Consider the following 21831-nt stretch of genomic DNA (forward strand, 5'->3'; position numbering starts at 1 on the left):
TGGCAGTCTGCCGCAAGACCGATGCTTTTTAGCTATTGCTAGCAGCAAGGATCGCTTTTATACACCATAAGTTGTACAAAAGTTAATCAAATCTTGAGCGAATCATGCAGCTCGGGTACAGACAACAGGTCGGCGGCAGGGTATCTCTAGAAGGAGCTTTTCCGTGTTGCCGTCTTTTTCTCCCGCTCTGCTCGCGCTTGCCGATGGCACTATTTTACGCGGCTACTCGATCGGTGCCATCGGCAACACGGTTGGTGAGGTAGTATTCAATACTGCGATCACTGGCTACCAAGAAATTCTCACTGATCCGAGCTATGCTCGCCAAATTATCACGATGACGTATCCTCATATTGGTAATGTTGGTGTGAATGATGAGGATATGGAGTCGGATCGCATCTACGCGGCTGGCTTGGTAATTCGAGACCTGCCGGTTCTAGAATCAAATTTCCGCTCTCAACGGACCTTGTCCGACTATCTATCAAGTGAAGGTATAATTGCGATTGCTGGTCTAGACACGCGCCAATTAACACGTATCCTGCGCGAACGCGGTACGCAGAACGGATGCATCTTTGTTGGTACTGATGAACAACGGGCGGTCGAATTCGCACGCTCGTTTAAGGGTTTAGCTGGGATAGATCTCGCAAGAGTTGTATCAACGAGCACTCACTATAAGTGGACTGAAACCGAATGGCGTCTAGGAATAGGTTATCGATCACAACAAACTACTCGATGTCGAGTGGTTGTATTCGACTACGGTATCAAGCGAAACATTCTACGAATACTAGCGGAGCGGGGCTGCCATATTACCGTTCTACCCGCGCAATCAAGCGCTGCTGACGCGCTAGCACTTAATCCGGATGGTGTATTTCTATCTAACGGACCCGGCGATCCGCAGGCGTGTGATTATGCGGTTACTGCGGCACGTGAATTAATCAAGCGCGGCATGCCGATGTTCGGTATCTGCTTAGGTCATCAAATTATGGCACTAGCTATTGGTGCGAAAACGTTGAAGATGAAAACTGGCCATCATGGCGCTAATCACCCCGTCAAGGACCTAGACAATGGTAAAGTTGTAATCACCTCGCAGAACCATGGCTTCGCAGTCGATATATCTACACTGCCGGCTGATGCAAAAGTCACGCACGTCTCGCTATTCGATGGCACCCTGCAAGGGTTTGCATTGCAAGATAAGCCCGCGTTTTGTTTTCAGGGGCATCCTGAATCGTCGCCGGGTCCACATGATATTAGCTACCTGTTTGACAAATTCGTTAACCTGATCGAGTTGAATAAAGCTCATCGTAGCTGTTCTGCAAGCACTTAGTACATTTCGCATGTGCGCGTGGAATATGTGTCATACCCGGTACCACCAAAGATATAGATATCAGCGCGATACACGCGCATATCAATGAGTAGAGCGTTATGCCAAAGCGGATAAATATCAATAGTATTCTTATCATCGGCGCAGGGCCGATTATTATCGGCCAGGCATGCGAGTTTGACTATTCTGGCGTGCAGGCATGCAAAGCGCTGCGCGAGGAAGGTTACAGAGTAATCCTAGTAAACAGTAATCCGGCAACGATTATGACCGACCCGGATATGGCTGATGTTACATATATTGAGCCAATTACCTGGGAGGTTATCGAGGCGATCCTTGCCCAAGAACGTCCCGACGCAATCTTGCCGACGATGGGTGGGCAGACTGCACTGAATTGCGCTTTAGACTTATATAGGCATGGTGTGTTAGATAAATATGGCGTCGAGTTAATTGGTGCGTCGTATGCAGCAATTGATAAAGCCGAAGATCGACAGAAGTTTAAACAAGCCATGCAATCAATAGGTCTAAACTCGGCTAAGTCGGGGATTGCCCACTCCTGGGAAGAAGCGTTAAAAGTCCGAGCTGAGATTGCTCAAGCAACTGAGGATAAAGACTATCCAATCGTAATCCGACCATCGTTTACACTCGGGGGTTCAGGGGGGGGTATTGCATACAATCGCATTGAGTTCGAGGAGATCTGTAAGCGCGGATTAGATCTATCGCCTACGCGCGAGCTGCTAATCGAGGAATCTCTACTAGGTTGGAAGGAGTTCGAGATGGAGGTCATTCGTGACCGCCGCGATAACTGCATTATCGTCTGCTCTATCGAAAATCTTGATCCAATGGGCATACACACCGGCGATTCAATCACTGTTGCGCCCGCACAGACGCTGACTGATAAAGAATACCAGTTAATGCGAGACGCGTCGCTCGCTGTATTGCGTGAGATTGGCGTTGATACTGGTGGGTCTAACGTGCAATTTGCGATTAATCCACGTGATGGTCGTATGATCGTAATCGAGATGAATCCGCGCGTATCTCGATCTTCCGCTCTCGCATCGAAAGCAACAGGTTTTCCGATTGCGAAGGTCGCAGCCAAGCTCGCGATCGGTTATACACTAGATGAATTACGAAATGAGATTACAGGTGGTCAGACGCCAGCATCATTCGAGCCGACGATTGATTACGTAGTCACTAAAGTTCCACGCTTTGCCTTTGAGAAATTTCGAGAGGCTGATCCGCACTTAACCACTCAGATGAAATCTGTTGGCGAGGTAATGGCAATTGGACGCACGTTCCAAGAATCGTTTCAGAAGGCGCTACGAGGGCTGGAGGTAGGCGTAGATGGACTAGATGAAAAGTCTACAGACCGCGATGAGATAACCGAAAAAATTAGCACACCAGGTCCAGACAGAATCTGGTATGTTGGTGACGCATTTCGAGCAGGTCTATCACGCGATGAAATCTTCAAGGAAACAGGGATTGATTCTTGGTTTCTCGCTCAAATTGAGCAGATCGTCTTAAAGGAAAAAAAACTCGCCACACGCTCGCTAGCTAGTCTATCGCGTGCCGAGCTTTTATTCTTAAAGCAAAGCGGCTTCTCAGACCCACGCCTAGCTAAGATCTTAGGATCAAGACCGGCTGATGTGCGTGCGCGACGTATTCAGTTAGATATTCGGCCAGTATATAAACGTGTGGATACCTGCGCAGCAGAGTTTCCTACAAAAACCGCATACTTATACTCGACGTATGAAGAGGAATGTGAGGCTCAGCCAACGACGAATAAAAAGATTATGGTATTGGGTGGCGGCCCAAATCGGATTGGTCAGGGTATAGAATTCGATTACTGCTGCGTGCATGCCGCACTAGCGATGCACGAGGACGGCTATGAAACGATTATGGTTAACTGCAATCCAGAAACTGTATCGACGGATTATGATACATCGGATCGGCTCTATTTTGAGCCGCTGACGCTGGAAGATGTACTAGAAATAGTCGATAAAGAAAAACCTCTCGGCGTGATTGTTCAATATGGTGGCCAGACACCTTTAAAGCTGGCTCGAGATTTAGAGGCTAATGGTGTGCCGATTGTAGGTACGTCGCCAGATATGATAGATGCGGCTGAGGACCGTGAACGCTTCCAGAAGCTATTGCAGTCACTCAATCTACGTCAGCCACCAAACCGAACTGCGCGTGCTGAGGACGAAGCACTACAGCTAGCTAAAGAGATTGGCTATCCGCTGGTCGTGCGTCCTTCCTACGTTTTAGGAGGGCGTGCGATGGAGATCGTTCATGAGTCGCGTGATTTGGAACGCTACATGCGTGAAGCGGTCAAAGTATCGAACGATTCACCGGTATTGCTTGATCACTTTCTAAGTGATGCTATTGAGTGTGATGTAGACTGCATCTGTGATGGAAATGCGGTTTTTATCGGCGGCGTTATGGAGCATATTGAGCAGGCCGGCGTGCACTCTGGTGATTCCGCTTGCTCGCTACCATCTTACTCTCTGTCAACCTCGACCGTAAATGAACTTAAATTACAGACCTCAGCAATGGCACGCGCACTGAACGTAATAGGGTTAATGAACGTACAATTCGCGATTCAGCAGATACCTCAAGCCGACGGCACGTTAAGTGATATTATTTATGTGCTGGAAGTAAATCCGCGTGCATCTCGTACGGTACCGTATGTATCGAAGGCAACTGGTCTGCCACTAGCTAAGATTGCCGCACGGGTCATGATCGGACAAACGCTGGCTATGCAACGAGTGATACATGAGGTTAAGCCGCCCTACTTCAGCGTAAAAGAAGCTGTACTTCCATTTATTAAATTCCCAGCCGTTGATCCGGTATTAGGCCCAGAGATGCGTTCTACTGGTGAGGTGATGGGTATTGGATATACATTTGGCGAGGCATTATTTAAGTCTCAATTAGCCGCAGGCTCTCGGCTTCCAGCCTCGGGCACTGTACTACTAACAGTCATGGAGGCAGATAAGCCTAAGGCCGTTGAGGTGGCGCGCATGTTACATGAGCTTGGCTACCCATTAGTTGCGACAAGAGGCACAGCATCCGCTATTATGGCTTCAGGCGTGCCGGTTAAAATTGTTAATAAAGTTAAAGATGGGCGGCCGCATATTGTTGACATGATTAAGAACGGCGAGATTGCGCTCGTATTCACAACTGTCGATGAAACACGGACCGCGATCGCTGATTCGCGCTCAATTCGTATGAGCGCGCAGGCAAATAAAGTTACTTACTATACGACAATATCAGGTGCTCGCGCCGCGGTTGAAGGCCTGCGCTATTTAAAAAATCTTAAAGTCTATAATTTACAAGGGCTTCACGCTCGCCTACACTAATTACTAATCTGGCGCGTAATAAGCCAATATAATATAAGACAAGTTTATACTTGTTAGTAGTACCAAAGTAGCCCTATAAGCCGCGGTTGAGCGGTATCCTAGAATTGGGATGCGGTCAACCGCGGTAATTTTTTAATTCTGAGCTGTTTATGAGCACTATTCCATTGACAAAGCGCGGTGCCGACCAACTGCGTGATGAATTACAACGATTGAAGTCGGTTGAGCGTCCAGCAGTTATTCGAGCTATTGTAGAGGCTCGTGCACAAGGTGATTTATCAGAAAATGCCGAGTACGATGCCGCGAAGGAAAAACAGGCATTTATTGAGGGTCGTATTGCTGAACTTGAATCGAAGTTATCGTCTGCTCAAATTATCGATCTAAAGTCAGTTGATAAAGATGGGCGAGTTGTATTCGGCGCTATTATTGATCTTAAAGATCTTCATTCGAGTAATAAGGTTACTTATCAAATCGTCGGGGATGATGAGGCAAATCTTGAACATAGCCTAATCTCGGTTAGTTCACCAATTGCTCGTGCGTTGATTGGTAAGTTCAAGGGAGATGTAGCGGAAGTACAAGCACCTAGTGGGGTACGAAAGTACGAGATCATCGCAGTGCATTACGAGTAAATATTATCCTTCTATTAATTGTGGTATTCGAGCGTTGATTCCACAACGCCTGTTCCATCTTTAGCGATGCTATAGGTTGGCGGTCTCGTTAGTATCGGTTCTTGGGCTGCGCCGAGCCCGCTTGAATCTCTTAATCTTGTAAGCGCGTTCGCAATCGCTGCCTTACTATTTTATATGAAGGCAATAATTAATACCGTAACCGGCACCAGTGCTACTGGCGTTTTCCCATGTGTTTTTTAGGCGGCAGCGACTAAGAGTCGTATCAAGCCGCGCGCTGGATAATAACAAGCCACTATGTGCTCTAGTAGAGCTATTGTGTACCACAGCCGCTCATAAGAGGATTCCTAGTTAGACTAGCAAGTCTAGACTAATAGCTAACACTCCACTTATGCAGCGGGCTTTAGCGTATTACGCTTTGCATCTAACGCGATCTACCTGGAGAAAAGAGTGCTTGCACTGGTTTTGGTATGGCGTTTACCAGTTGTGCTACGCGCTTAATGTTCTAAGCGATTAGCCAACCTAATGATATAGCCAGTGTACGAGCGTATACCTAACTTATTGAAGTTAAAGTAGTAGGTTACATTATCGGGTAAGAATTATGTGCCTACTTAGTTAATTGGTACTGACGCTTCGAACTTATCTGTCGCTTTTTTGCTTTTTTGACATTGCCATTGGATGTAAGACGTTCATTACCAAGAACTTTAACCCATTGTAGCTTTGGACGCTGTATCGTGCTAGATGGTTTTACAACCTTAACGACACGTGATGAAGCGTTGGTTCTCAACGTGTTACGGCGCAGAGGGGAAAGAGTACTATTAGCGAATTGCGGCCTCCAGATCGCGAGTAACTTACCGATATTCTGAATGGGTGCCGCTGATAGACGATTACAGATCATGTCACAAAGAGCGATGCGATCACCACTAAATACTCGGATTATAATCAGCTGCTGTGCTTTTAGCTGTACATCAATCTCGTTGATGACCGAATCTGTTAAACCGTTTGCACCAATTAAAACGACTGGCTTTAGCGCATGGACTTGCGAGCGCAGTGCAGTACGTTTAGTAGAAGAAAGAGTAAGGGCTGGCATACAGATAATATGTTAGACATATTAGAGGGGATAAAAAATCATTATCCGCCTAAATAGCCGTTACTCGAACTAAATATAACTTTTATGTCAAAAAAAAATTTCATCAATCGTGGCTGCATAATCATATTAATGATCCATACGTCAAGCTTGCACAGCGCGAAGGATACCGGGCTCGAGCGGTATATAAACTCAAGGAAATCGATACACAGGACCATCTAATCCAGCCTGGACAAGTAATCGTCGATCTAGGCGCTGCGCCAGGAAGTTGGAGTCAATACGCACGAAATAAGCTAGTAGCTAACCCCTACCATGCTAGTAGCGGAATTAATGGCACTATTATTGCAATGGATATATTACCGATAGAGCCAATTTCTAACGTGCAAGTCATTCAGGGCGATTTTCGAAACGATATAGCTCTAGCGCAGCTAGAAAAGGCTATTAATGGCCGCAAGATAGACCTTGTAATTTCAGATATAGCCCCCAACCTGTCGGGTATCGCAGTAGCTGATGCCGCGCGGATCGAACACGTGTGTGATTTGGCACTTAAATTTGCTCAAGATTACCTGGTACCAAATGGAGCGCTGTTAGTTAAATGTTTTCATGGCAGTAAATATAGTCAAATCGTGGAGCGATTTAAGCATCAGTTTAAGACTGTAGTGCCGCGTAAGCCAAAAGCTTCGCGAGATAAATCATCAGAAATATTTATCCTTGGTCGAGTACTAAAGTATCCGAGAGCATAAGTGTGGGCTATTAGCCTGAGGTAGTGTACTGTTTCGACATTACGCAACGCAGCATGTGAGATGCTTGAAGTTTTTTGATATCTGCTTGAGAGTCAATTGCTACGGCCAGAGGGAATGGACTAGATTAGAATGCCTAAAGTAGTTAGGTTTAGGCTACGAGTTGGATGCCGTCCTATATGAGTAAAGGAGTCGTGCGTTGAACAACAACATGTTTTCCAAGGCGGCAGTTTGGCTGGTCATCGCACTCGTGCTGTTTACACTTTTCAAGCAATTTGATAAGCCTCGCGTCCAGGAAGGCGTCACGTATTCAAAGTTCATGGATGACGCGAAAAACGGTAAAATTCAGGACGTCATTATTCAAGGTCGAAATCTAGATATTACTCCTACCTATGGCCGCAAATATCAAATTGTGTCGCCTGGTGACATTTGGATGGTTGGCGATCTAATGAAGTATGGTGTTCAGGTTAGTGGGAGGGCTGATGGTGAGCCGAACGTACTAATGTCCGCGCTGTACTATCTTGGTCCGACAATGCTAATCATTGGCTTCTGGTTCTACGTAATTCGTCAAATGCAGAGCGGCGGCAAAGGTGGTGCGTTTTCATTCGGTAAGTCGCGCGCCCGATTAATTGATGAAAATAACAACACCGTGACTTTTACTGACGTTGCAGGCTGCGATGAGGCAAAAGATGAAGTATATGAGCTAGTAGATTTTCTGAGCGATCCACTTAAGTTCCAAAAGCTTGGTGGGCGTATTCCATGTGGCGTGCTACTTATTGGGCCACCAGGAACTGGAAAAACATTGTTAGCGCGTGCAATAGCGGGTGAAGCTAAGGTGCCATTTTTCAGCATTTCTGGTTCAGATTTCGTTGAAATGTTTGTGGGCGTTGGTGCCGCACGTGTACGCGATATGTTTGAACGAGCGAAGAAGAACGCGCCTTGCATCGTATTTATCGATGAAATCGACGCGGTTGGGCGCCATCGTGGTGCTGGCATGGGTGGTGGAAACGACGAACGCGAACAGACACTTAACCAGATGCTGGTCGAGATGGATGGATTTGAAGCTAATTCCGGTGTAATTGTAATTGCTGCAACAAATCGCTCTGATGTACTCGACAAAGCGCTACTACGTCCTGGACGTTTCGATCGTCAGGTCTATGTCGGCTTACCAGATATTCGTGGACGAGAGCAGATTTTAAAGGTCCATCTACGAAAAGTACCTATCTCGCATGATGTCGATGCTTCAGTAGTAGCGCGCAGCACTCCAGGTTTTTCTGGTGCAGACCTTGCGAACCTGGTAAACGAAGCGGCCCTGTTTGCTGCGCGTCGCAGCAAGCGAGTAGTCGAAATGCAAGATTTCGAAGACGCCAAAGATAAAATCTTCATGGGTCCAGAGCGCAAGTCGGCTGTGATGCGCGAAGAAGAACGTCGCAATACTGCATACCATGAATCAGGCCATGCGGTCGTAGCAAAACTACTACCGTACGCCGATCCGGTGCACAAAGTTACAATTATGCCTCGAGGCTGGGCGCTAGGAGTCACATGGCAGTTACCTGAGTATGATCGCGTTAATTTATACCGCGATAAGATGCTTGAAGAAATTGCGATCCTGTTCGGCGGCAGAGCTGCAGAGGAGGTTTTCTTGCACTCGATGTCTACTGGTGCATCGAATGACTTCGAGAGAGCAACTAAGATAGCTCGTGATATGGTGACGCGCTACGGAATGTCCGATGTACTTGGAACGATGGTTTATATTGACACTGAGCAGGATGCCATGTTTGGTCGTATCTCCGCTCGCTCAGTCTCCGAAGCAACTCAACAGAAAGTTGATTCAGAGATCCGTCGCATCCTTGATGAGCAATATGCGATAGCTCGCAGCCTCCTCGAGGATAACCGAGAGAAGGTTGAGAGAATGGTTAAAGCATTACGCGAATGGGAAACGATTGATGCAGAACAAATCAATAGTATTATGTCTGGGAATGACCCTCTTCCACCGAATAATCTCCCTCCACCATCCAGTGACGTTCCAAGCAGCGGAACGGGTGAGGGCATTGAGGTAAAGTCCACAACTAGTGCAACCGCCCATGCTTAATCTAGCTTATATTTTATATAAAGCTGGCGCACTAGCTCCGGCTTTATATAAAACTTTATAGTAGGGTATATTTTTTAATGGCTAGTACCTCTAGCGTAATCGGTTTAGCTAATAGCACAATATTACAATGTGGTCGCTTTAGACTTACTCTAGCGCGGCCTTTGGTAATGGGTATTTTAAACGTGACACCAGATTCATTCTCTGATGGCGGACATTTCGTCAGCTATCACACTGCGCGCGCACAGGCCCAGAAGATGATTGATGAGGGAGCAGATATAATCGATATTGGTGGCGAATCGACGCGACCTGGCGCATCTTTGGTTCCGCTTAACAAAGAATTAGCACGCGTATTATTTCTAATCGAATATTTACTAGATACAAATGTTCCAATATCGATTGATACGTATAAGCCGCAAGTAATGCGTGCTGCACTCAAAGTCGGTGCCGACTTAATTAATGATATCTGGGGTCTTCGTCAGCCAGGCGCTCTCGATGCAGTGCGAGACACTTATTGTGGGCTGTGTGTGATGCATATGCAGGGTTCACCTAGTACGATGCAACACGAACCAAAGTATTATGATGTTGTAACGCATGTCCATGACTTTCTTGACGAGCGAATCCGCTTACTAGAGCGGGCTGGAATCTCTACAGACCGGATCTGTGTTGATCCCGGATTCGGTTTTGGAAAGACAACCGAGCAGAATTTTACGCTACTACGTGAGTTGCCGCGCGCTATACCTTCTGGCGTACCCACTCTTGTAGGGCTATCACGTAAGTCAATGATCGGCGCAGCTACTAGTCGTGAAATGCCACAGCAGAGAATGTCTGGCAGTCTTGCTGGTATGCTGGCTGCGATCGATAGAGGTGCGGCGATTGTACGCGTACATGATGTTGCACCAACAGTTGATGCATTAAAAGTGTGGCAGGCGGTGCAGGGACGATCATGGTGTCATGTACAGTCTATGAACATTAATAAATAGTAAACGATGCTAGGCATGCCTCTAAAAAAATCGTACAGCACGAAAAAAGAGGAGTTCGAGATGAATCGTCGCTATTTCGGTACAGATGGTATCCGCGGCAAAGTAGGTGAGCCACCGATTACTCCGGATTTTATGCTCCGTCTCGGATATTCAGCAGGCAAAGTGCTAGCTGGAGTAAGTCCAATAAGCAGTGCGAGGCCAACCATATTAATCGGTAAAGACACTCGAATTTCTGGTTATATGCTTGAGGCGGCTTTAGAAGCTGGATTTTCTGCGGCCGGTATCGATGTAATGCTAGCTGGACCAATGCCTACACCCGGTATTGCCTATCTGACACGCGCTCTACGTCTAGCAGCTGGTATTGTGATCAGTGCATCGCATAACCCTTATTACGATAACGGTATTAAATTTTTTTCGAGCCATGGCAATAAACTACCTGATGAGATCGAGTATGCGATTGAAAGTCAGATCAAACAACCAATAATTTGTGCACCATCCGAGCGGCTCGGCAAAGCGCATCGGCTCGATGATGCAGCAGGGCGGTATATAGAGTTTTGTAAAAGCACGTTTCCAGCAGAATTTGATTTGCGCGGATTAAAACTTGTCGTTGATTGTGCAAATGGCGCAGCATATCATATCGCGCCGCATGTATTCCATGAGCTTGGAGCCGAGGTCATATCGCTTGGTGTTACTCCAAATGGTTTGAATATTAATGATGGAGTAGGTTCTGCTGCGCCTGATATGCTAGTTGCTACGGTACAAGCTAATCATGCTGATCTTGGTATCGCACTAGATGGTGATTCAGATCGATTAAAGGTTGTCGACGCAGCTGGCCGTTTATATAACGGCGATGAGCTTTTGTACGTTCTTTTAAAAGATCGCATCATCACACACGGATCAGTGCCAGGCGCAGTCGGAACTCTAATGACGAATCTAGCAGTAGAAGTTGCATTACAGCAGCTTGGCATTAAATTTGTACGTGCGCCTGTAGGTGATCGTTATATTTTAGAACAATTGCGCGAACGGGGCTGGCAGCTTGGAGCCGAAGGATCAGGACACATCCTATCTTTAGATCACCACACAACTGGTGATGGCATTGTATCGGCATTACTAGTCCTTGCTGCAATTAAACGTAGCGGCCAAATGCTAGCTCAACTACTTAACGGGCTTATATTATTTCCACAAATGCTAATTAACATACACATATTACCAGGTGCTGATTGGCAGAATAACGTCGCGATTCGTAAAGCTGTTGAGCAGGCTAAAAGCGCATTAGGTCATTCTGGACGAGTATTAATTCGAGCGTCTGGCACTGAACCATTGCTAAGAGTAATGGTTGAGGCCCAGCAGTTAGATAAAGCTAGCGCTTATGCACAGGCCATTGCCGAAGTCGCTCGAGGAGAGTGCGGGGTAGTCTAGGTGCTAGAGCAATAAAAATATAAAAACTATACTAGATACATTTAGTAAAGTCCTAATAAAGCAATACTTAAATTATTAAACAAACTATAAATAATAGAACATGCCTATAAAAAATAGTAAGTTAGTAATATATAGATTAGTCTGGGTAGACTAGATACTAGCTTTATTTAGAAAAAAGAATTGATCTATTTAAGACAAGCCGCTAAGCTATTAGCAATACTTGCGCTGTTTTAGTATATTTATACTAAGAGCATTGAGATACTCTCTCAGATAATTGTACTAAAAAATTACATTATTAGTGATAGTATTACTGCTCTTAATATAGTAATTTTTCATAAATAGTAGCTAATATTCTTATATCTATTGCATTCTGATTTATGAAATTTTATATATGAATACACTGCATATCTATGACTTATTTTAAATGAGGAGGGTACGTAGAGTATCTTCCAACTAAACTAGTATTTAGCTCCGATAAAAACATATAGATTTAATCTAGTAGAACTAGATCACTAAATTTTTAGTAATGTTTAAGGATCTGAGTTACATTTTTTAAGATTTATATTTTTAAAGTTAAACTTGAAAGTTCTAGTATGTTAAGAATTGATTAAAATAAATAGATAAAATTATAATCCGCCGACTAAAACTAGAGCTAGTATACTGCTAGTCCTATGTTTAATAAATTTATTAAACATAGGACTAGCAGTTACATATTCAAAAATCTTAGCCAGATTACTTATTTTTAGTGCTCTTAACATACTGGAGTTATAAAAATGCTATCGCGTTTCTTTGAAAATTTTAGTATGTACGCACCAGGTGCTCTAATCATAATCTTGCTGAGCATTTAAATATATTCCTAGTTTATATAAGTAAATATTTAATGTCGGCAAGTAATAAATTCGACTAATGTCGATATTAGTATGGATTCTATCCGATAAATTTAGCTCTATTCCAAATATATATAAATGACTAATATTTATACTAATCCCATATATATAATATGGGATTTTTTAAAAAATTTTATAGATTTTGTAACTAAGTTATGCTATATTTAGAATGCAATTAACATAAAATGGCCGGTTATTACGCAATATTATTGCAATGTGAGCAAAGAAGCTAATACAATATAACTTCTTATAAAGAAGCGTTATTTACTCAATAAGTTTTTTAATTTTTTAAAGAATAAAAATATACTAAGGAGTATTTAACGTCTAGCTCTTAATATTATTATATAGTTTAGCAGCTTCACGGCATTACATAGTAATAATAAAACTAATTATAGATAGTAGCGCTTATTATGTATGGTAAATTTTGCCCTGTTTCGGGTTATGAATAAACCATAGTCTATGACGTGGTCAAGCTTATTTTTTACTATGTCTCAAGTTTTATAATTATTTTTACAATAGGTAAATTAGTAAACCGCACCTCTAGCTACTACTAGCTAGTAGTATTTTTATATATAGAATGACTACTATGCTGGTATATGGAACTCATGTAGTATAAGTAAGTAGCTTGTGAGCTGGTAGAGGGACAATGTGACTCTACCAGTCAATTGACTCAACCTAGCACTAATCTTGCCTTTAATAGAAGCCTATCTAAGCTAGCTTAATCTTGATTCCTATGTAGTAATTACTGTAGAATTATTAGTTTCTTTAAGTTTTAAACGATATAAAGGGTTAAACTTTTTAAGGGAATATATAAGCCTATTCTATTAAAAATATAAAAAATTACTATTTATTTTTTAACGCTATATTAGTTTGCGTAGGGTTTAACCCCGAAACAGATACAGCATAAAGATAGTCTCACGGAGATAAGCGTACAATATTCCATGTGTTGTCTGGATTGCGTAAGTACTGGATTCTATCGTGCAGACGAGAAGGTCGTCCTTGCCAAAATTCAATTGCGTCTGGAACGAGCCGATAGCCTCCCCAATATGAGGGCCGTGGCGGATTATTGCCGAACTGTTTGGAGAAGTATGCGACACGTGACTCTAGTTCTTGGCGATTATGTATAATAGAGCTTTGTTCAGAGGCCCATGCGCCTATGCGCGATCCAAGAGGACGAGAGATAAAATAAGCATCGCTTTCTGTCTCAATAATTTTACCTACTTTTCCTGAAATTCTAACCTGACGCTCTAGTTCAATCCAATAAAAAAGTAAAGTAGCATGAGGATTATTCGCTAGTTCGCGACCTTTCCGACTCTGATAGTTAGTAAAAAACGTAAAACCTTGAGCATCAACTCCCTTAACTAATACAGTGCGAGCGTTTGGATGGGAACGATCATCAACAGTAGATAGTGTCATTGTACTTGGTTCGGGAAGCCCAGCATGAAGAACTTGCTCAAACCAGCGCTTAAATTGCTCAATTGGATTAGAGTCGACATCGGTCTCCAATAATGTATCTAGCATATAGTTTTTTCGTATACCGGCGAAGGAAATCATTTTTTTGAGGTCGCTTGATATATAGCTTTCAGTATATCTGAAAATGACGATAATAGTCTGTCTGAACGATAAGGGTCTATCCTAGGAAAGGGCTACCAGATTAGTTTTGCTCTATTATCAAGTTGTGAGATATCCCACTTAACTCTAGAAGCCGTGGAATTTACGATAGAAGACCACATTCGCCGGTTCAACGGCATAGCACGATTATACGGCGCAGACGCTCTGCAGAAATTTGAGCGCTCTCATGTCACGATTATAGGCATCGGAGGAGTCGGTTCGTGGGTGGCTGAAGCACTGGCGCGCAGTGCGATCGGTCGTCTAACACTAATTGATATGGACCATGTTTCTAAAAGCAACACAAATCGCCAGATCCAAGCATTGAATGCTAACTATGGTAAGTCGAAGATCAGAGCAATGACTGAGCGGATCGAGGCAATCCATCCACAGTGCATAATTACGCAAGTTGATGACTTTATCGGGGCTCATAATCTAGATGCTCTTCTGGACATTAGCTGTAACTTCATTGTCGATGCTATTGATAACTCGCGCGATAAAACAGCTCTAATCGCATGGTGTGTTCAGCGTCAGATACCGTTAGTAACGGTAGGTGGCGCCGGTGGTCAACTAGATCCAACTCGTATTCGTATTGATGATTTATCTTGTACAATTCAAGATCCCCTATTATGTAAGGTGAGAGCGCAGCTGAGAAAACATTACGGGTTCCCGAGACAGCCGAAAACAAAGTTTAACGTTCGGGCTGTTTACTCTGATGAGCCGTTAATTTATCCACGTATAGACGCTTGTAATTTAGCCAGCGCATCGGCAGGTAGGCTTAACTGTTCAGGCTTTGGATCTAGTGTCTGCGTAACCGGCAGTTTTGGTTTTTCCGCGGCAGCTTATGTGCTATGCGCTCTAGCCTCCAGTCATATCAGGATATAGCGCCTAGCAAAATGCTATATCTGTAGTAAATATTTTATTTAATTGAGCGGCATTTTCTTGGATTTTATGTAAAGAACCAGTGCAGTATAAAGACTAGTTAAATATCGTATTACACAACTAATAAATCCCACATTATGCACAATTTTCCACAGCGGACGTATCGAGTTTTACTGGGTATATTGTCACGGATTTGATGCGGCCATATTACTACTGCATTCCCTCAACCATGCCCGCATAATCTAGAAATTAGATTTCTAGTAGTTAAGATACTTCATGCTAAGTAAGCCACTAACTACCAGTATGAGAACAGATTCAAGCCTTACTTAGTCATGTTAAGATACGATCTGCTAAACGTTATTATGGCTACTTAGGCAGTATATCGTCGGACAGACAACAGGGTTAATAACAGATAAAGTATACGCCCCAAATACTTTATACTGTTTTTATTAATTATCTACTAGAGCGCCATGCTTAGTAGAAGGTATATAGCATAATAGACGACCTAATATGCTGGTAAAATTACACATAGAATCACTAAACTAGTACATAAGCGCGAATAGTGCGAGGCAAATATAGAGCAGTAGCTCGCATATCGTCATAAGGTTTTTTAAAGTTAATACGTCAGACGTAATATAAGTAGCCCCCTGAACAAACAGGGTAATCTGTAACGCACTGGGTACACAATACCCAGTAAGTCATCACAACAACTTACTTTGCCGCGCAAGTGTTTTAACCATTATATTTTTCGACGATCGCGTCTGCTGCAAGCCGTCTAAGTATTTAGGGGCACTATACGCTCTATTCTTATAATACGAAGACCTACAGACCAAAGCTTTCTAGATCTAGCGTTTCTATGCCAAGACTATGAATTTCAATATTTGCGTAGTTCTCCTGTATTAGTAAAAGAAGTTTTCGATCGGTGTGACCATAAATAATATGGTGGATTTCTAATGATGGTAGGCAACTTGCCAGAAGAAAAGCTGACGCCGATACTTAGGCTTGAACGTCCGTCTCCGGAATACAGACTGTTACTCGGATGTACTCCAACTGTTGCGCAAGCTAACAATTCGGTTGAACACTGGTTTTCCAGGTACTGAGTTGACGCGGTCTGCAATGAAGTAACCATGCCGCTCAAACTGAGCTCGCTCTTCGGGTAGGAAGTGCTGTGCGCCAGGCTCCAGGTAGGCAGTTACCACGCGCTTAGCATTGGGGTTGATCGCTTTGAGGAAATCTCGACCATTGGCATCCGGATGTGGCTCTTTAAACAGCCTATCGTATAGGCGAACTTCAGCGCAGTAGGCGTGAGCGGCGCTAACCCAGTGAATATTGCCCTTAACCTTATAATGGTTAGAACCCTGGGTGCCAGATTTGCTATCTGAGAAATAGTTGCAATGTACTGCAATAATATTGCTATTAATATCCTTATCAACACCCGTGCATTCGACAACGAAGCCGTAGCGAAGCCGCACGCGATTACCTGGAAACAGTCTAAAATAGCCTTTAGGGGGGGTTTCGTTGAAATCCGTGCGCTCGATCCATAGCTCTCGAGAAAATGGAAAAGTTCGCGTGCCGCGCTCTATATGATGCGGATGCACGGGCGCGCTGCATATTTCTTTGCTATCCTTTGGATAGTTATCTATGATAAGTTTAAGCGGATCGAGTACTGCGATCGCTCGTGGAGGTTTCTCGTCTAGATCTTCGCGCAACGCCGCTTCAAGTAATCCGAAATCGACCCATGAACTAACTTTAGTTAACCCAGTACGTTCGCACATCAGCCGGATGCTCTCTGGCGTAAAACCCCGGCGACGCAATCCAACGATTGTTGGCATGCGCGGATCATCCCATCCGTCTACGTATTTTCCCTCAACCAGTTGTAACAGCTTGCGTTTGCTCGTAATTACATACGTTAGATTAAGTCTTGAGAACTCAATTTGCTGCGGCATGGGATGAGTCAAAGCACCAGCATTAATTAGCTCAGAGAGAAACCAATTATACAGTGGCCGATGATCCTCGAACTCAAGCGTGCACAGCGAGTGCGTAATATTCTCTAGCGCATCGGAGATACAATGTGTATAGTCGTACATCGGATAAATACACCATGCATCACCAGTACGATAGTGATGAGCGAAGCGAATGCGGTAAATAACCGGGTCTCGCATGTTAATGTTCGGTGAAGCCATATCGATCTTCGCTCGCAATACATGTGAGCCCTCAGGAAATTTTCCTGACTTCATCTGGCGGAACAGTTGCAAGTTTTCCTCCGGAGTACGGTCACGATAAGGTGATGGTGTACCTGATACGATCAGTGTGCCGCGAGTCATGCGGATCTGTTCTGCATTTTGACTGTCCACATAAACCTTTCCGTGCTGGATCAGCAGTTCAGCGAAAGTGTATAACTGATCATAGTAATCGCTAGCAAAGTATAGGTGTTCACGATCCTCTTTTTTCCAATCAAAGCCCAGCCATCGGACTGAGTCAATGATTGAGTTGACATACTCCATATCTTCTTTTTCTGGATTAGTATCGTCAAAACGCAAGTGACAAACACCACCGTAGTCGCGTGCGATGCCGAAATTCGCGCAGATGCTTTTAGCATGTCCAATATGTAGGTAGCCATTCGGCTCAGGCGGGAAGCGCATCTCAACCCGTTGATTCCACTTACCGGACTGTTTATCATTATCAATAATATTTCGGATAAAATTCGATGTGCTAGCAACCGATTTGGTTGATACCTTTATTAGTGCACTAGAGTGGACAGCAGGCTTATGATCGGATTTAGGGCTTAATTTTAAGTCGTTGCGTTTAATATTCATAGTGTGTATAAAAGCTAGGCCCACTTAGGCTAAGCTATGTTTGTAATACAACATTTTATGCGATGTAATAGTTCAGTAAATATAATGAGGCGAGATTATAGTAGTGCTGCTATAGCTATAAGGAATTTATTGTTTATATTTCGGTTAAAATTCACAGAGTTTCTGTATGCATACGCCAAATAAATCATAAAAAGAAAAAATAGACGCTAAAAGCGTCGATATCTAAGTAGTCCCTCTATCGCTCGTTTTAGTATCATCTCCTCTGAGGCGTTATTGCTTTTTAAAAAACATATAGTAATTGGCGCGCTAGCTAGAATCGGATCGTGTGCTCAGCAGCGTATAATAAGCTCAGCTGTGTGGCGCGGCTAGCTACTGCAATAGGCACGTGTCACTAATCTATACTCCCGATGAGTGATAAAAACTATTTTATTTACTCTTTATATAAATTAGGCAATATATAACTGCTGAACAAAACAAAAAATTAGGTCGAGCATTTTCTTATCTGTTTTTAGCTATGAAAGACTTATGTAACTTTAAAAGTTCAGCTTATTCGGCTTATAAGTAATTAAAGTACCATAGCATGGTAATGCCCGCTCTATGAAGCATAGAATACCGGAAATCGAGCTCAGATCCTGTTTTGTCATACGATGGGCCTGGCTTTATGCCAAATAAGTTATTTAAAACTTTATTGGTATCCTAGACGAGGATTAGCAGCCTGTATATCTTTGGCGGGTTAGCTTCTTAACATCTCAGTTTTTTCCGAACTGCACAGCAAGCTAATGCATAACTTTGTGTGATTAAGCAATGTCTTGGGTCAAGCTATCTTAACCTTAGTAAGTCGCGGTTAATTGACTTTAGTAAGTCGTGGTTAAGCCTATGCTTTTGGCTGAAGATACATTGTGTAGTTTTTTAAGCAGCATATTTATGCAGGTGGTAAGCTCAAGAAAATTAGGACTGCTATAAACAAAATATATCTCCCAATAATTCTATGATAATAACGTTACAGAAATTATATGGTAATAAGACATATATGCGCATCTCGTATAATCAAACTTTTAAACAAAATATATCCGTATCCGGATTCACTCGATATGCTGCTTATCAGCAATAGGCTACTCGGAGCACGCTTATGAAAGCCGCTGAAATTCGTGAGAAGTTTTTAAAGTTCTTCGAATCAAAGGGTCATACAATCGTTCGCTCCTCGAGTCTAGTACCTTCCAACGATCCAACGCTTTTATTCACAAATTCTGGCATGGTGCAGTTTAAGGATGTATTTTTAAGCACCGAAACTAGGCCATACTCGAGGGCTGTAACTTCACAGCCTAGCCTACGAGCTGGCGGTAAGCATAATGACCTGGAGAACGTTGGCTATACCACCCGGCACCATACATTCTTCGAGATGCTTGGAAACTTCTCGTTTGGCGACTACTTTAAGCGAGATGCGATTCACTATGCGTGGGAGTTGCTCACGCGCGTCTATAAGTTGCTGCCAGAGAGACTAACCGTGACCGTGTACTACGAGGATGATGAGGCATACCATATCTGGAGCCACGAAATCGGCCTGCCACTTGATCGAATTATTCGAATTGGTGACAATAAAGGTTCGCGCTATGCCTCAGACAATTTCTGGCAAATGGCCGATACCGGTCCCTGTGGCCCGTGTTCTGAGATCTTTTATGATCACGGACCACAACTATATGGTGGGCCACCCGGATCAACCGACGAGAGTGGTGACCGCTTTATCGAGATCTGGAACCTAGTATTTACGCAATTTAACCGTGATGTGAAAGGTAATCTTGAGCCGCTGATCCAGCAGTGTGTCGATACCGGCATGGGCCTGGAAAGGCTTGCTGCAGCGTTGCAGCATGTGCATAGCAACTACGAGATTGATTTGTTCCAACAGCTGATTGCCGCAGCAGCTCGGGCAACCGGCATATCGGATCTTCAGCATAACTCGCTAAAAGTGATTGCGGACCATATTCGTGCATGTAGTTTTATGATTGTTGATGGCGTAGTACCAGGTAATGATGGGCGAGACTACGTGTTACGTCGCATTGTGCGCCGCGCAATCCGACATGGCTATAAGCTTGGTTGTAAGCGCCCATTCTTCTATAAACTAGTCGAAGATCTTATCCATGAGATGGGGAATGCTTATCCTGAATTAAAAACGGCACGACGGCGTATAACCGATGTGCTACATCAGGAAGAGGAACGTTTCTCTAAGACGATTGAGCAGGGAATGTTGATCCTAGAGGCCATGTTATCTGAGCTTGAGGTGCGTGGAGTGAAGATCTTCGATGGTGAACTTGCATTCAAGTTGCACGATACATATGGATTTCCGCTAGATCTGACGGCGGATGTTTGTCGTGAGCGAGGCATTAATATTGACGAGGTAGTGTTTAGTGAGTCGATGAAGCGCCAGCGCGAGAAAGCTCGTACAACTTCTAAGTTCCAGGTAGCTCAAGAGCTTGATTATAGAGGTGTCAAGACTATATTTCACGGCTATGATCAGCACATATGTAACGATGCTAGTGTCGTCGCGCTATATATTAATGATACAGTGGCGTCACTGCTTCAAGCAGGACATAAGGGCATTGTTGTGCTTGACCGGACGCCTTTTTATGCAGAGGCGGGCGGCCAAGTTGGAGATCAGGGGGCGCTTATTAATTCGACAACGCGTTTTACTGTATCTGATACATTTACAGTCCGGGCTAACGTAGTTGGTCACCAAGGCATCCTTGAGAAAGGCGAACTAAAGGTCGGCGATGTTATCAGTGCGTGTATCGATGTGGAGCGACGTGTTCGTACCACGCGCAATCATTCAGCGACACACCTGATGCATAAAGCGCTGCGCGAGGTATTGGGCCTACACGTTCAGCAAAAGGGTTCACTAGTCAGTCCAGAGAAAACTCGTTTTGATTTCTTACATAATAAGCCTCTTAGTGATGCCGAGATTCATAGTATCGAGGTATTGGTTAATGCCGAGGTATTGGCTAATACCCCGAGTATTGCTCAAGTAATGTCATTTGATAACGCTGTTAATCTAGGTGCGACAGCGTTGTTCGGTGAAAAGTATGTTGACGAGGTTCGTGTGATCGACCTAGGTTTCTCGCGGGAGTTATGTGGTGGTACACATGTGCAGCGTACCGGTGATATCGGTTTGTTTAAGATCGTGTTTGAGGGCAGCGTAGCGGCAAACATCCGTCGCATTGAGGCTATTACGGGCGATAGTGCAGTGCACTATGTGCATAGCCTAGAAGCGATACTTTCAGGAGCTGCTAGGGTATTAAAAGTTCAACCAATAGAGCTTACTCCGCGCGTTATGCAGATCTGGGATCAACTTAGAGTACTAAAAAAGGAACTAGTACAGATTCAATTAAAACTCGCAACGAGCTCGAGAAATGAGTTACTGAGCAAAACAGTCGACGTATCAGGCGTGCATGTATTGGCAGCTGAGGTTGAGAGTACTAATATAAAGATGCTGCGCGAGATAGTTGATAGGCTAAAAGATACACTTAGTCATTCGGTGATCGTACTGGCGACTGTCTCTAGCGGTAAGATCAGCCTGATTGCTAGTGTAACAACCAGTGTAAGTAAAAATATTCATGCCAGTGAATTAGTCAACTTTGTTGCAAGACAAGTAGATGGCAAAGGAGGGGGGGGTGCGTACATAGCACAAGCGGGTGGTACTAATATGTCAAAGCTTCCGGAGGCACTTCTTAGCGTTAAGGAATGGGTCCAAGCACAGCTATAAACGCGTTACAAAGATATAAGGAAGGCGCCAGCCAGGCTAGCCTAGAAGAAGCATGACGCTCAATGTTAGATGCGCATAGCACCACAGCTATATTCGTTCTAAGGGGGGGTCAAGATGAGATATGAAATTATGTGCAAAATATCAACGTTTTTTCCCAGTAATACTTTATGTTGAGAACACTTATTGGTAAACATAATGTATGTCTTATCGGACGACGTAATGTTAATCAATCGATACGTAGTTAAATGTGCCCTAACATTACTGGAGTA

The 21831-nt window shown here is 43.8% G+C and carries 12 protein-coding genes; 9 read left to right on the forward strand and 3 right to left on the reverse strand.

What is annotated here, in order from left to right; all coding sequences use genetic code 11:
- The first annotated feature begins 163 nt into the window (after positions 1–163).
- From carA to greA, 3 genes are all read left to right on the forward strand, one after another.
- Positions 164–1321: a glutamine-hydrolyzing carbamoyl-phosphate synthase small subunit gene (gene carA / locus KW136_RS01295; protein WP_216796618.1), complete on the forward strand. Its 1158-nt coding sequence runs from the start codon at positions 164–166 to the stop codon at positions 1319–1321.
- A 98-nt stretch (positions 1322–1419) separates the two neighbouring features.
- Positions 1420–4674 carry a carbamoyl-phosphate synthase large subunit gene (gene carB / locus KW136_RS01300; RefSeq protein WP_216796619.1) on the forward strand — a complete coding sequence of 1085 codons (3255 nt, stop codon included), beginning with the start codon at positions 1420–1422 and terminating at the stop codon, positions 4672–4674.
- 149 nt (positions 4675–4823) lie between these two features.
- On the forward strand, positions 4824–5300 hold the full coding sequence (gene greA, locus KW136_RS01305) for a transcription elongation factor GreA (protein WP_216796620.1): 477 nt from the start codon (positions 4824–4826) through the stop codon (positions 5298–5300).
- 604 nt (positions 5301–5904) lie between these two features.
- On the opposite strand, the gene KW136_RS01310 is transcribed toward greA, so the two are convergent.
- Positions 5905–6387, reverse strand: coding sequence for a YhbY family RNA-binding protein (locus tag KW136_RS01310; RefSeq protein ID WP_216796621.1), 483 nt, complete (start codon positions 6385–6387; stop codon positions 5905–5907).
- Positions 6388–6440: 53 nt separating this feature from the next.
- On the opposite strand from KW136_RS01310, the gene KW136_RS01315 reads away from it, so the two are divergent.
- The 4 genes from KW136_RS01315 to glmM all read left to right on the forward strand — a co-directional run bounded on the left by KW136_RS01315 (position 6441) and on the right by glmM (position 11615).
- Positions 6441–7127 carry an RlmE family RNA methyltransferase gene (locus KW136_RS01315; RefSeq protein ID WP_216797389.1) on the forward strand — a complete coding sequence of 229 codons (687 nt, stop codon included), beginning with the start codon at positions 6441–6443 and terminating at the stop codon, positions 7125–7127.
- 196 nt (positions 7128–7323) lie between these two features.
- Positions 7324–9216, forward strand: a complete 1893-nt coding sequence (ftsH, locus tag KW136_RS01320; RefSeq protein WP_216796623.1) for an ATP-dependent zinc metalloprotease FtsH — start codon at positions 7324–7326, stop codon at positions 9214–9216.
- 77 nt (positions 9217–9293) lie between these two features.
- Positions 9294–10196 carry a dihydropteroate synthase gene (gene folP, locus KW136_RS01325; RefSeq protein WP_216796625.1) on the forward strand — a complete coding sequence of 301 codons (903 nt, stop codon included), beginning with the start codon at positions 9294–9296 and terminating at the stop codon, positions 10194–10196.
- 60 nt (positions 10197–10256) lie between these two features.
- Positions 10257–11615 (forward strand): phosphoglucosamine mutase, encoded by a 1359-nt coding sequence (gene glmM, locus KW136_RS01330; RefSeq protein WP_216796627.1) that lies wholly within the window; start codon positions 10257–10259, stop codon positions 11613–11615.
- Between the two features lie 1802 nt (positions 11616–13417).
- Here glmM and pdxH read toward each other — a convergent pair.
- On the reverse strand, positions 13418–14056 hold the full coding sequence (gene pdxH / locus KW136_RS01335) for a pyridoxamine 5'-phosphate oxidase (RefSeq protein WP_216796628.1): 639 nt from the start codon (positions 14054–14056) through the stop codon (positions 13418–13420).
- Between the two features lie 153 nt (positions 14057–14209).
- Between pdxH and KW136_RS01340 the strand changes: the two genes are divergently transcribed.
- Positions 14210–14995 (forward strand): tRNA threonylcarbamoyladenosine dehydratase, encoded by a 786-nt coding sequence (locus KW136_RS01340; protein WP_246583193.1) that lies wholly within the window; start codon positions 14210–14212, stop codon positions 14993–14995.
- Between the two features lie 1028 nt (positions 14996–16023).
- Here the strand turns inward: KW136_RS01340 and KW136_RS01345 are convergent.
- A complete protein-coding gene (locus KW136_RS01345; RefSeq protein ID WP_216796630.1) occupies positions 16024–17808 on the reverse strand; it encodes a glutamine--tRNA ligase/YqeY domain fusion protein in 1785 nt (594 codons plus the stop codon).
- A 1129-nt stretch (positions 17809–18937) separates the two neighbouring features.
- On the opposite strand from KW136_RS01345, the gene alaS reads away from it, so the two are divergent.
- A complete protein-coding gene (gene alaS / locus KW136_RS01350) occupies positions 18938–21562 on the forward strand; it encodes an alanine--tRNA ligase (RefSeq protein WP_216796632.1) in 2625 nt (874 codons plus the stop codon).
- Positions 21563–21831: the final 269 nt, after the last annotated feature.

This window comes from Candidatus Vallotiella hemipterorum, assembly GCF_910593725.1.
In the GTDB taxonomy this organism is placed as follows: Bacteria; Pseudomonadota; Gammaproteobacteria; order Burkholderiales; family Burkholderiaceae; genus Mycetohabitans; species Mycetohabitans hemipterorum.

Excerpts from the sequence above, each read along its gene's own strand:
- KW136_RS01310 (WP_216796621.1), bottom strand. The coding sequence starts at position 6,387 with ATGCCAGCCCTTACTCTTTCTTCTACTAAACGTACTGCACTGCGCTCG.
- alaS (WP_216796632.1), top strand. The coding sequence starts at position 18,938 with ATGAAAGCCGCTGAAATTCGTGAGAAGTTTTTAAAGTTCTTCGAATCA.
- carB (WP_216796619.1), top strand. The coding sequence starts at position 1,420 with ATGCCAAAGCGGATAAATATCAATAGTATTCTTATCATCGGCGCAGGG.
- glmM (WP_216796627.1), top strand. The coding sequence starts at position 10,257 with ATGAATCGTCGCTATTTCGGTACAGATGGTATCCGCGGCAAAGTAGGT.
- folP (WP_216796625.1), top strand. The coding sequence starts at position 9,294 with ATGGCTAGTACCTCTAGCGTAATCGGTTTAGCTAATAGCACAATATTA.
- greA (WP_216796620.1), top strand. The coding sequence starts at position 4,824 with ATGAGCACTATTCCATTGACAAAGCGCGGTGCCGACCAACTGCGTGAT.
- pdxH (WP_216796628.1), bottom strand. The coding sequence starts at position 14,056 with ATGATTTCCTTCGCCGGTATACGAAAAAACTATATGCTAGATACATTA.
- KW136_RS01345 (WP_216796630.1), bottom strand. The coding sequence starts at position 17,808 with ATGAATATTAAACGCAACGACTTAAAATTAAGCCCTAAATCCGATCAT.